Source organism: Acidipropionibacterium virtanenii (assembly GCF_003325455.1).
Lineage (GTDB): Bacteria > Actinomycetota > Actinomycetes > Propionibacteriales > Propionibacteriaceae > Acidipropionibacterium > Acidipropionibacterium virtanenii.
In genome coordinates this window covers 2,304,912-2,316,658 of the sequence record NZ_CP025198.1, presented here as the reverse complement: position 1 = coordinate 2,316,658, position 11,747 = coordinate 2,304,912, and the positions used below count along the sequence as shown (strand labels likewise).

Here is an 11,747-nt window from a genome sequence, read left to right as displayed (position 1 = left end):
GGCCACCAGGGGATCGGCGAGTTTTTATGGGTTTGAAACACCGAGGCGGCAGACTGGGGGCATGAGCAGGCAGACCGAATTCGTGCTGCGTTCCATGGAGGAGCGCAATATCCGTTTCGTCCGGCTATGGTTCGCCGACGTCCTGGGATCCCTGAAGTCGGTGGCCATCCCACCCACCGAGGTGGAGGGGGCCTTCGCCGAGGGCGTCGGCTTCGACGGGTCGGCCGTGGAGGGCTATACGCGCGTCTTCGAGTCGGACATGGTGGCCCACCCGGACCCGTCCTCCTTCCAGGTCCTTCCGTGGCGGCAGGGCACCGGTACCGCGCGAATGTTCTGCGACATCAAGAACCCCGACGGGACGCCGAGTTTCGCCGACCCGCGGCATGTCCTCAAGCGCACCCTGGACAAGGCCTCGGAGATGGGCTTCACCTTCTACTGCCATCCCGAGATCGAGTTCTACCTGCTGCGCGAGGCCCACCGGCCCGGTACCGTGCCCGAACCCCTGGACCACGGCGGCTACTTCGACCACACGACGCTGGGGGCCGGTACCGATTTCCGCCGCGACTCCATCAGCATGCTGGAGCAGATGGGCATCTCGGTGGAGTTCTCCCACCATGAGGCCGGCCCCGGCCAGCACGAGATCGACCTGCGCTACGCCGACGCGCTCACCATGGCCGACAACATCATGACCTTCCGGGTGGTGATCCGGGAGGTCGCGGCGCTGCGCGGGATCAACGCCACCTTCATGCCCAAGCCCTTCGGGGAGCATCCCGGATCGGGCATGCACACCCACGTGTCGCTCTTCGAGGGTGACACGAACGCCTTCTACGACGCCGCCGACGAGACCCACCTGTCGAAGATCGGCAAGCAGTTCGTCGCCGGCCTGCTGCACCACGCACCGGGAATCACCGCGGTCACCAACCAGTGGGTCAACTCCTACCGGCGTCTGAGCGGGGGCGGCGAGGCCCCCAACTACATCTGCTGGGGCCGCAACAATCGCTCGGCCCTGGTGCGGGTGCCTCTCTACAAGCCGGACAAGGCCGCGTCGGCGCGCATCGAGCTGCGTTCGATCGATTCGGCGGCCAACCCCTATCTGTCCTACGCCCTCATTCTGGCGGCCGGACTGGACGGCATCGAGCATGAGATGGAACTGCCCGAGGAGGCCTCCGACGACGTCTGGGGCCTGAGTGCTCGGGAGCGCGCCGCGATGGGGATCAAGCCGCTGCCGACCAGCCTGGACGCCGCCATCCGGTGCATGGAGGAGTCCGAGCTGGTCGCCGAGACCCTCGGTGAGCACGTCTACGACTACTTCCTGCGCAACAAGAGGGCGGAGTACGACGAGTTCCGGTCCAATGTGACGCAGTTCGAGCTGGACCGGTACCTGCCGAACCTGTGATCAGGGGGTGACCGGCAGCATCCTCGCCATCGCGTCCACATGGGATCCGGAGGCCTGGATGAGGCCGGCCCGGCGCGCGTCCGCCCAGCGGAGAATCCCGGTGGCCAGCCGCACGAAGGTCGCCGGATCGGTCTCGGCCACATTGGGAGGCGTGCCGCGATGGTGATTCGGGCCCTGTCCGAAGGCCTCCAGCTGGACGGCGGTGGCCGGAGGCACCCGCATCTCGATGGTGCGCCCTCCGTGGCGCTCACCGAGGATGGCGGCCAGCACCCGGCTGGCGGCGATGAGCACCGGACGGGACGGCTCGGCCCCGGCGCTCAGGGCCTCGGTACAGGCCCGTACCGTCAGCAGCCGGACCAGATCCGCAGAGGCGAGCGGGCCGTGCGCCGTCCTCACCACCGCCGGAGGGGCCGACATCGCCGCCTCCAGATCGCGACGCACCAGATCTGTCTGCGGTCCGGGCTCCCCGGCGGCCCCGGCGGCCGCCGCGATCTCCGCCGCCGCCCCGGCGCCGGGCTCCCCGGCGGCCATCGCAGCGCCGATGGTCATCGGGCGGCGGCGATCGGTGGTGCGCAACGTCTGCAAAGCGTCGATGAGCACCACCAGGAAGGACGCCGGCGGGTCATCGGCGAGCACCTGGTCGACGGCCCGGAGGCAGGACGCCACCTCCTTGCGCCAGCCCCGTCCCGGCGTCCCGGCTCCCTGCGATGCTGCGGCCATCCGACGCCCTTCCCATACTCCACGCCCGCGGGTCCGCGGGCACCCGATAGTCTCTCACCAGGATTCTGCAGCCAGGGAGGACGCCGATGAAGCGCGTGACCACCATCGATGCGGAGCTGGCCAGACGCGGTGCCGAGGACGGCGAGCGGGCCGCCCAGCTTCACCATCAGATCGCCGTCCTGATCGGCACCGACCCGGCCGCGCTGGCCCCCTGGGAGACCCACCTGGAGCACTGCGCCGACGTCGACCTCGCCATGGCCGCGGTCGCGGACCTGGCGGCGGTGGCGCCCGCCGACACCGCCGCGGCGCTGGATGACGACGTCGTGGCCCGTCGGCTGGTGCGCCTCCTCGGGGTCTCCTCGGAGCTCGGCCGGCACCTGGCGGCCCACCCCGCCGACCTCGCCCAGGTGGTGCGCGAGCCGGCCAGGATGCCGGCAGCAGAGATCACCGCAGACCTGTGCGCCGACGTCGGGGCGAGCGTCGACGGGACGGGCTTCCTGGTCGCCGACGGCGATCCGTCGATCGGGGCCGACCGGTTGAGGCTGGCCAACGACCGCCACCTGGTGCGGATCGCCGCCCGCGACGTCGGCGCCATCGAGTCCATCGACATCGTCGATGACATCGCCGCCGAACTGGCCGATCTGGCCGACGCCATCGTCACCGTCGCCCTGGCCCTTGCCCGGGCGGAGAACCCGGACCATGCCGACGCCCGGCTGGCGATCATCGCGATGGGCAAGTGCGGGGCCCAGGAGCTCAACTACATCTCCGACGTCGACGTCATCCACGTCGCCGAACCCGCCCGCGACGACGTCACCGGGCAGCAGGCCGTGATGGTGGCGTCTCGGCTGGCCGGGGCGGTGGCCAGGATCTGCTCGACCCACTCGGCAGCCGGATCCATCTGGCAGGTGGACGCCGCGCTGCGGCCCGAGGGCAATGCCGGCCCGCTGGTGCGCACCATGGACTCGATGACCATCTACTACCGGAAATGGGCGAAGAACTGGGAGTTCCAGGCGCTGCTCAAGGCCCGCCCGATGGCCGGCGATCTGGAACTCGGACAGAGGTTCTGCGATTTCGTGGCGCCGATGGTGTGGCAGGTGGGGGAGAGGGAGCACTTCGTCGCCGAGGTGCGGGCGATGCGCGCCCGGGTGGTCGATCTCATCCCGGCGAAGGAGAAGGACCGCCAGATCAAACTCGGCTCCGGGGGGCTGCGCGATGTCGAGTTCACCGTCCAGCTGCTGCAGCTGGTGCACGGGCGCCACGACGAATCGCTGCGCGGCCGCTCCACGCTCGGGGCTCTGAAGGCCCTGGCCGCCGGTGGCTACATCTCCCGCGGAGACGCGAAGAGGCTCGACAACGCCTATCGGCTGGAACGGCTCATGGAGCACCGCGTCCAGATGTTCCGGATGCGGCGCACCCACCTGCTGCCCGCCGACGACCGGGGACTGCGCCGGATCGGACGCTCGATCGGGGTGCGCAGCGCCGAGCAGACCCGGGAGGTGTGGGGGGCCACCACCCGGGCCGTGCTGCGGACCCACAACAAGGTCTTCTACTCGCCCCTGGTCGAGGCGGTCGCCCGGATCCCCTCCGACGAGTTCCAGCTGGCCCCGACCGCCGTCGAGGACCGGATGCGAGCACTGGGTTTCAAGGATCCGAGGGCTGCGCTCGGGCATATCAAGGCCCTCACCCAGGGCACCTCCCGGGCGGTGCGCATCCAGGCCCAGCTCATGCCGGTGATGCTGGAGTGGCTGGCGGACGCCCCCAGCCCGGACCGTGGCCTGCTGGCCTTCCGGACGGTCTCGGAGGCTCTGGGGGATTCTCACTGGTACCTGCGGGCGCTGCGCGACGAGGGCGCCATGGCTCAGCGCCTGGCGACCGTGCTGGCCAGCAGCAGGTATGCCGTCGACATGCTGTACCGGGCCCCCGAGACGGTGCAGATCCTGGCGGAGGAGGACCTCCGGCCCCGGGCGGCCGCCGATGTGGGCCGGGAGATGGCCGCGGTGGCGGCTCGCCATGAGACCGTGGAGGACGCCGTCGCGGCGGTGCGGGCGGTGCGCCGTCGCGAATTGTTCCGGATCGTGGTGGCCAGCATCCTTGGCAAGACCAACTGTCTGGAGACCGGTCGTGGACTGGCCGATCTCGCCGGGGCGACGGTCGACGCCGGCCTGACTGTGGTGGCCCGGGAGGTCGAGGACCCGCCCCGGATCGGGGTGGTGGCGATGGGCCGATGGGGCGGTGCCGAGATGTCCTACGCCTCGGACGCCGACGCGCTGTTCATCGTCGAGGACTCGAAGGACCCCGAGGTGACGGCGAGGGCCACCGCGATGGTGAGCCGGCTGCGGAACCTGTTGGCGCTGCCGGGGCCCGATCCGAAGCTGGACCTTGACGCCGGCCTGCGGCCCGAGGGGAAGTCCGGTCCGCTGGTGCGCACACTGTCCAGCTATCTTGCGTACTACCGGTCCTGGTCGAGCACCTGGGAGTCGCAGGCCCTGGTGAGGGCCGCCCACGGCGCCGGGGACCGCGATCTCACCGGCCGGCTGCTGGAGCGGATCGACCGGCTCCGTTGGCCCGAGGGGGGGCTGACGAGGTCTCAGTTCGCCGAGATCCGCAGGCTCAAGGCGCGGATGGAGTCCGAGCGGATCCCCCGCGGGGTGGATCGTCAACGTCATCTGAAGCTGGGCCCCGGCGGCCTGTCCGATGTGGAGTGGACCGCGCAGGTCCTGCAGATGCAGCACGCGGCGGAGCTGCCGGCGCTGCGCACCACCTCGACCGTGGAGGCCCTGGACGCCGCCCTGGCCGGCGGGCTGATGAGCGAGGCCCAGCATGAAGCGCTGCGGGAGGCCTGGATCCATGCCTCGCGGATGCGCAACGCCATCGTGGTGTCGCGGGGGAAGGCCTCCGACGTCATCCCCACCGGCATCGAGGACCTGGACGGCGTCGCCCGCGTCATGGGGCTGGGGGTGGGGTCCTCCGAACAGCTGATCGAGGAGCATCTGAGGTTGTCACGGCTGGCCTCGAAGGCGGTGGAGGAACTCTTCTGGAGCGCATGAGCGCTACGACCTGAAGGCGTGGGGGCTCGGGACGGGCCGGGCGAAGGTCCAGGCCGGGTCGGTGAGCATCCGGGCCACCGCCAGCCCGATGGCGATGGCCAGCACCGCCAGCACGGCGTCCACCCCGAATCCGAGGGCCCGCACCGTGTTCTCGGCGTTGAACCAGTACATCATCCGGTACATCGCGGTTCCCGGGATCATGATGAGGCAGGCCGGCACGGTCACCGTGATGCGGGGGATGTCCAGCCTGTGGGTCAGTGGGGAGGCCAGCAGCCCGACGATGAGGCCGCCCAGCCCGGCCGAGAGCTGGGCCGGCACGGAGGCGGTCACCAGGCCGAGCCGGGCGAGGTTTCCGATGGTTCCCAGCGCGGCGGCGATGAGAACCATCCGGCCGGTGGAGTTGAACAGGACGGCGAATCCGGCGACGCCGAGGAAGGTCGCGACGGCATATGCGACCCATTGCCACGCCCCCGGCAGGGTGGATTCGGTGACCAGCGGGGTGAGTCCGGTGATGAAGGAGATGACCCAGGCGCTCATGGTTGCCGAGATCACCAGTCCGAGGGAATATCCGGCTCGCGCAAGCCCGGCCGTGAAATCGATCCGGGCCATGTCGAGGATCGAGGTGATCATCGGGAAGCCGGGCACCAGGAAGAGCAGGGCCGCGATATACCCGGGATCGCTGATGCCCGTCAGACCGGGCAGCCCGGTGAGACTCAGCAGCGCTGCCACCGCGAGGTAGACGAGACTGGAGGCCGCGGCGGCCATCGCGGTTGTGCCGAACTGGTTGAGCCAGCGTCTGGTCGCGATACGGCGGACCAGCTGGCCGCAGCAGGCCGCGACCAGCACGACGAGGGCGTCGGCCAGCGGGAACCGGTTGAGCACGGAGAATCCCGCGCAGGCGATGCCGGCGGCCAGAATGTTCTGCCAGGGCTTCCAGCGGGCGGTGACGGTGCGGGAGATGCGATCCAGTTCGGCCTCCAGGGTCGCGGCGGTGCACGGATGGGGCAGGTGTCGGGACAGGGATTCCAGGGACTGGATCCGCGAGGAGTCGACCCGCACCCGGTAGACCTCGCGCACCACGGTGCGGAAGTTGTCGCCCCGGTGCGCGGTGACACTGATCTCGGTGAGGCCCACGGAGGCATCGTGGCGCTCCATCCCCAGGGCCGTGGCCGCGCGCTCCATGGCCCGCTTGACCCGGTAGGAACCCGTCCCGGCCGACAGCAGCATCGAGCCGAGCCGCACCACCGCCTCGGTATCGTCGATGAATTCGCGATCATTGCGCGCAGTGTCCACTGGTGCCGCCCCTCAGACTTCCTCGCGGCGGATACCGATGGTCCAGGGGTCCGTGCGTACCTCGAGCACTGTGGTGGTGACGTCGTGGGCCTCGGCCAGCCGGTCGGCGACCGATCGGCACCACGGAGACTCGGAGGCCCAGTGGGCGGTGTCGATGAGGGCCGGGCCCCCGGCACGCAGCTGCTCGTCGGCGGGGTGGTGGCGCAGGTCGCTGGTGAGGTAGACGTCGGCGCCGCTGCTGGCGGCATCGGCGAGGAGGGCATCCCCGGCGCCCGAGCACAGTGCCACGGTGCGCACCGTCTGATCCGGATCTCCGGCGGCGCGGACCCCCCACACCGTGACGGGGAGACGTTCGGCCGCCCTGGCGGTGAATTCGCGCAGGGTGAGGGGCTCGTCGAGTTCTCCGACCCGCCCGATCCCCTCCAGGGGGTTGTCCCCGACGGCGGCCCGCTCCAGGGGCGCGGTCACCCTGATCCCGAGGATCTCGGCGAGGACGTCGTTGACGCCGCCGACCGCGGCGTCGGCATTCGTGTGGGCGCTCATCAGGGCGATGCCCGAGCGGATCAGACGGTGGACGATGCGCCCCTTCGGGGTGTCGGCCGCCACCGAGGACACCCCTCGCAGCAGCAGGGGGTGATGTACCACGAGCATCTGCGCCCCGGCCGCGATCGCGGCGTCCACAACGGCGTCGGTGGCCTCAAGGGCGCAGGCCACGGTGCCGACCGGATCGGCGGGGTCACCGCACACCAGGCCCGGCCGGTCCCAGGTCTCGGCGAGTTCGGGCGGATACCAGCGGTCCAGGCTGGCACGGATGTCTGCAACGGTGGTCATGGGACACACGCTACCGGCGTGGCTCCTGCCGGCGGAGGAGCCGCGGGTCGCACCGGAGGAGGATTCCTCTCCGGGTCGGGAGGACCCGGCGGCCCGTGGCTGGAACCGGGGCGGCAGTGTTGACATGCTGGCAGACATGACCGGTGTCCTGATCACTCTCGTCCTGCTCGTGGGCTATGCGCTGCTGGCACGGTGGCGTCCCGGTGCGTGGACCAACGGGCTCGTGCTGCTGTGCGCGGTGCTGGCCGGGGCCTGGGTGGTGTTCCGCCAGCTCGTCGGCATTCCGGTGCTCGGGTCGGTGGTGGTGCTGGTAGTGGCCGTCGCCGCCGCCCTCGGGATGCTGGCGCTGCCGGTGCTGCTGATCGCCAACGGCATCACGATGGCCCGCAAGGAGGGGTTGCGCCCGGCCAATATGCTCTCGGGACTCCTCGGCGTGGCGATCGTGGTGCTGATGACCTGGCTGGCCGTCTCGCTGGGGCAGCAGCTCACCGGGCCCCTCTACCTGGGATTCGGGGCGCTGCTGGCGGTGGGCTGGTTGTCCTTCGGATTCCTCGGCTTCCTCGCCTCGGGTGTGGCCCTGGGACGGCGGCGCTGCGCTCCTGGGCCGCACCACCTGGTGGTGCTGGGCGCCGGGCTGATCAACGGCCGGGTGCCCCGGCTGCTCGGCGGAAGGCTGGACCGGGCCGTCGACCAGTGGCGGGCCGACCGGGCCGCCGGGTACGAGTCCCTCATCATCCCCTCAGGCGGCCAGGGGTCCGACGAGTCGCGCGCCGAGGGGGACGCGATGGCGGAGTACCTGAGCGAGCACGGCGTCCCGGCGGGGGCGATCCGGATCGAGGACAGTGCTTCCACCACCGCCGAGAACCTGCGATTCAGCACCGAACTGGTGACGGCCGAGGAGCCGGCCGGTCTGGTGGTGGTGACCAGCTCCTACCATGCGGTGCGCGCCGCCGATCTGTGCCGGCGCCAGAGGTTGCAGGCCCAGGTGCTGGGTGCGGGCACCGCCAGGTATTTCATGCCCAGCGCCCTGCTGCGCGAGTACGTCGCCCTGCTGGCGGTCCATCCGTGGCTCAACGCCGTCATGGTGATCCTGATCCTCGCCTCCGGCCCGTTGGCCTGGTGGCTGAGCACGATGGTGTGAGCCGTCTCACCGGGATGGTGGCCGACTTCAGCTCGCGACCAGGGCGGTGACCTTGGCCAGTTCGTCGGCGTGCAGGTCGCGCTCGACCTCGAGGTCGTAGTCGGTCTGGATGTTGATCCAGAAGCGGTCGTCGACCCCGAGGGCCCTGGACAGTCGCAAGGCGGTGTCGATGGTGATGGCGCTCACGCCCGGTTCAGATGATCTGTAACAGGCATGATTCGCCCACCACGACGTTGCACACCTGTGGCCGGAAGCGGACGAGTCCGCCCGTGCTGCCATTGGCGATGTGCTGGCAGCACGGGCGGAGGATCTCAGATCAACGTCGGACAAATCCCGGACAAATCCGGTCCCGAAAGGCTCTGACTAGGGGTTGAACTCAGATATCGTAGTACAGATCGAACTCGTAGGGGTGCGGGCGCTGCTGCAGCTCCGACAGGTCCTCGCGCTTCAGTTCGATCCAGGTGTCGATGAGATCGGGGGTGAAGACGTCACCGGCCTCCAGGAACTCGTGGTCATCCTCCAGGGAGTTGAGCACTGAGCCGAGATCGGCGGGCACGTGGTCCATCAGGGCGTGCTCCTCGGGGGGCAGCTCGTAGATGTCCTTGTCGACCGGGGCCGGCGGCTCGATCTTGTTCTGGATGCCGTCCAGGCCGGCCAGCAGCAGAGCGGCGAAGGCCATGTACGGGTTGGCGGACGGGTCGGGGCAGCGGAACTCGACGCGCTTGGCCTTCGGGGAGGGGCCGGTGATCGGGATGCGCATGCAGGCCGAGCGGTTGCGCTGGGAGTACACCAGGTTCACCGGGGCCTCGAAGCCCGGCACCAGACGGTGATAGGAGTTCGCGCTCGGGTTGGTGAAGGCCAGCAGCGAGGGGGCGTGCTTGAGGATGCCGCCGATGTAGTAGCGCGCCATGTCGGAGAGCTGCGCATACCCGGACTCGTCGAAGAACAGCGGATCGCCGCCCTTCCAGAGCGAGGAGTGCACATGCATGCCCGAGCCGTTGTCGCCGAAGATCGGCTTGGGCATGAAGGTGGCCGTCTTGCCGTGGTTCCAGGCCACGTTCTTGACGATGTACTTGAACATCATGACGCTGTCGGCACTCTTGGTGAGAGTGTCGAAGCGCCAGTTGATCTCAGCCTGGCCGGCGGTGCCGACCTCGTGGTGGGCGCGCTCGACCTTGAGGCCGAGACCCTCCATGATGGTGACCATCTCATCGCGCAGGTCGCCGAAGTGGTCGGTCGGGGCCACCGGGAAGTACCCGCCCTTGTACTTCACCTTGTAACCGCGGTTGCCGCCATCCTCCTGCCGGCCGGTGTTCCAGGCCGCGGCCTCGGAGTCGATCGAGTAGTAGGAGGTGTTCTGGCGGGTGTCGTAGCGCACGTCGTCGAAGACGTAGAACTCGGCCTCGGAGGCGAAGAAGGCGGTGTCGCCGATGCCGGTTGAGGCGAGGTAGGCCTCGGCCTTGCGGGCGATGTTGCGGGGATCGCGGCTGTAGAGCTCCCCGGTGATCGGATCGGTGACGAAGAAGTTGATGATAAGTGTCTTGTGCTCGCGGAACGGGTCCAGCCAGGCACTACTGGGATCCGGCTTCAGGGCCATGTCGGACTCGTTGATCTTCTGGAAGCCGCGGATCGAGGAGCCGTCGAAGGCCAGCCCCTTCTCGTAGGTGTCCTTGTCGAACTCGCGGGCCGGGACCGTGAAGTGCTGCATGATCCCGATCAGGTCGCAGAAGCGGACGTCAATCATCTCGACGCCCTCCTTCTTCACGAATTCAAGCAGGTCGTCTGCACCTTCGAACATCTTTCCTCCATCGACTGCGTGGTGATTCTCCGACGCTATCCGGGACGGGTTGCTCGGGCGTCACCATCGTGTTTCGGGGTTGTAACAGGCCCCACCCTAGAGCCTGTCACGGGAGCGAGCCGCCCGGGCGGCCACCGGGCCGATGCTCGGGGAACCCGGGCCGACGTAGGTGGCAGGCTGGGCACCAGCCCTCGACCCGAAGGAGACGACCATGACATCGACGTGGAGTGTGGACGGGCCGGAGGTCGGACATCTCGTCACCAGGATCTTCGACGTCACCCGCACAGAACCGCTGGTGGTGGTCTCGCCCGTCTCGGAGACGGGCAGTCCGCGGATCGACGTGGCTCGGCTGGTCGAGCTGCTGCCGGCCGGCACGGAGGTGGCCGTGCTGGCGACGATGAAGGCCTCCCGGGTCCTCTCGGACGCCGTCGACACCCAGTTCCAGTGCTACGGCGGATCGGTACGGGCGATCCTGCCCGGTGCGGCCCGTACCGACTACTGGCGCCGCCACCGCCTGTTCACGATCTACCCCGAGGACGACGTGGAGGCCGCCTGCCGGCTCATCGCCCGCCATGTTGCCGATTCCCAGGGCACGGGTCCGGCCCGCCACGTCTCTGGAACGGCTCCCCACGGGGTCCTGGATCTGAGGCAGGCCGCCCAGCTGGCGGAGTACCGGCGCAGGCTCATTGCCGGGGGCGCCGGCGACCAGGCGCCGCGGCCCGCCGTGCCGCAGGCCGGCCCGGGAGTTGTGGGGTCCGGCCCGGGGCCCAAGCCGGGGCCCGGGCTGCGCAAGGCCTTCTCGAGGACGGCGCCGCGGCCGACCGCCGAGGAGGCGCCCGAGCCCGAGGCCGCAGCGCCCGAGGCGGCGCCCGGGCCGGGCCCGGCGGCCCGGAGCATCACCGTGGACGCCGCAGTCCTTGAGGAGCTGCTGGACGAGAAGGTGGACTCCATCGTCCGAAGGGTGAGCGCCGGCGTCGAGGAGGGCCTCCTGGCGCTCCTGAACGAGGAGCTTCAGGCCCAGGATCGCGAGCGGTCGCGCGCGGACTCGTTGGCCGAGCAGAACGCCGACCTGCAGCTGCGCCTGGAGGTGATGCAGGGCAGGGGCGGCGCGGTCCCCAGGGTTTTCGCGGACCCCGGGCGGCAGCTGCGCTGGGAGATCGAGCAGGAGTGGCTCACCGGCACCCCCGAGAGCGAGAGGGCCGACGGCCTGAGGACGTTCACCCTCGGACCGCGATTCCTGGACTCGATGGAGGCCGAGATCGTGCCTCGGGCCAAGACCGTGCGGGTGATGGTCGACGTCCTGGCAGGTCACGCCTGGGACCGCCACGAGACCCATCAGTTCACAGACGCTCCCCGGGGCGGCAAGCAGCGGGTGCGCGACGACGGGGCCACGGCCTGGCGAACCTATGTGAAGGCGGAGTCGCACGGCGCCCCGAGGCTCACCTGGTGGCAGTGCGCCGACGGCTCGGTGGAGTTCGGCCATGTCGGGCACCATGACGAACTGATCTGAGAGCCGGAGGA

The 11,747-nt window shown here is 69.7% G+C and carries 9 protein-coding genes; 4 read left to right on the top strand and 5 right to left on the bottom strand.

What is annotated here, in order from left to right:
* Positions 1 to 94: 94 nt before the first annotated feature.
* A complete protein-coding gene (glnA, locus tag JS278_RS10685; protein ID WP_114046274.1) occupies positions 95 to 1,396 on the top strand; it encodes a type I glutamate--ammonia ligase in 1,302 nt (433 codons plus the stop codon).
* On the opposite strand, the gene JS278_RS10680 is transcribed toward glnA (JS278_RS10685), so the two are convergent.
* Positions 1,397 to 2,116, bottom strand: coding sequence for a sterol carrier family protein (locus JS278_RS10680; protein ID WP_114045177.1), 720 nt, complete (start codon positions 2,114 to 2,116; stop codon positions 1,397 to 1,399).
* Positions 2,117 to 2,202: 86 nt separating this feature from the next.
* Between JS278_RS10680 and JS278_RS10675 the strand changes: the two genes are divergently transcribed.
* On the top strand, positions 2,203 to 5,163 hold the full coding sequence (locus JS278_RS10675; RefSeq protein WP_114045176.1) for a bifunctional [glutamine synthetase] adenylyltransferase/[glutamine synthetase]-adenylyl-L-tyrosine phosphorylase: 2,961 nt from the start codon (positions 2,203 to 2,205) through the stop codon (positions 5,161 to 5,163).
* 3 nt (positions 5,164 to 5,166) lie between these two features.
* Here the strand turns inward: JS278_RS10675 and JS278_RS10670 are convergent, their stop codons facing one another.
* Complete coding sequence (locus JS278_RS10670; protein ID WP_245935311.1) at positions 5,167 to 6,390, bottom strand: threonine/serine exporter family protein; 1,224 nt, start codon at positions 6,388 to 6,390, stop codon at positions 5,167 to 5,169.
* A 78-nt stretch (positions 6,391 to 6,468) separates the two neighbouring features.
* Entirely contained in the window at positions 6,469 to 7,287 is an 819-nt protein-coding gene (locus tag JS278_RS10665; protein ID WP_181833704.1) for a Nif3-like dinuclear metal center hexameric protein, read from the bottom strand.
* A 136-nt stretch (positions 7,288 to 7,423) separates the two neighbouring features.
* Here JS278_RS10665 and JS278_RS10660 point away from each other — a divergent pair, with 136 nt between their 5' ends.
* A complete protein-coding gene (locus JS278_RS10660) occupies positions 7,424 to 8,428 on the top strand; it encodes a YdcF family protein (protein WP_114046273.1) in 1,005 nt (334 codons plus the stop codon).
* Between the two features lie 27 nt (positions 8,429 to 8,455).
* Here the strand turns inward: JS278_RS10660 and JS278_RS10655 are convergent, their stop codons facing one another.
* Positions 8,456 to 8,614, bottom strand: coding sequence for a helix-turn-helix transcriptional regulator (locus tag JS278_RS10655; RefSeq protein WP_181833703.1), 159 nt, complete (start codon positions 8,612 to 8,614; stop codon positions 8,456 to 8,458).
* A gap of 190 nt (positions 8,615 to 8,804) precedes the next feature.
* The gene (gene glnA / locus JS278_RS10650; protein WP_114045173.1) at positions 8,805 to 10,226 is read right to left on the bottom strand and encodes a type I glutamate--ammonia ligase; all 1,422 of its coding nucleotides are present in this window, start codon (positions 10,224 to 10,226) and stop codon (positions 8,805 to 8,807) included.
* A gap of 211 nt (positions 10,227 to 10,437) precedes the next feature.
* On the opposite strand from glnA (JS278_RS10650), the gene JS278_RS10645 reads away from it, so the two are divergent.
* Positions 10,438 to 11,736: a hypothetical protein gene (locus tag JS278_RS10645; protein WP_114045172.1), complete on the top strand. Its 1,299-nt coding sequence runs from the start codon at positions 10,438 to 10,440 to the stop codon at positions 11,734 to 11,736.
* Positions 11,737 to 11,747 lie beyond the last annotated feature (11 nt).

Bases quoted from the DNA above. Each gene is read 5' to 3' on its own strand.
- glnA (WP_114046274.1), top strand. From the start codon at position 95: ATGGAGGAGCGCAATATCCGTTTCGTCCGGCTATGGTTCGCCGACGTC.
- JS278_RS10680 (WP_114045177.1), bottom strand. From the start codon at position 2,116: ATGGCCGCAGCATCGCAGGGAGCCGGGACGCCGGGACGGGGCTGGCGC.
- JS278_RS10675 (WP_114045176.1), top strand. From the start codon at position 2,203: ATGAAGCGCGTGACCACCATCGATGCGGAGCTGGCCAGACGCGGTGCC.
- JS278_RS10670 (WP_245935311.1), bottom strand. From the start codon at position 6,390: ATGCTGCTGTCGGCCGGGACGGGTTCCTACCGGGTCAAGCGGGCCATG.
- JS278_RS10665 (WP_181833704.1), bottom strand. From the start codon at position 7,287: ATGACCACCGTTGCAGACATCCGTGCCAGCCTGGACCGCTGGTATCCG.
- JS278_RS10660 (WP_114046273.1), top strand. From the start codon at position 7,424: ATGACCGGTGTCCTGATCACTCTCGTCCTGCTCGTGGGCTATGCGCTG.
- glnA (WP_114045173.1), bottom strand. From the start codon at position 10,226: ATGTTCGAAGGTGCAGACGACCTGCTTGAATTCGTGAAGAAGGAGGGC.
- JS278_RS10645 (WP_114045172.1), top strand. From the start codon at position 10,438: ATGACATCGACGTGGAGTGTGGACGGGCCGGAGGTCGGACATCTCGTC.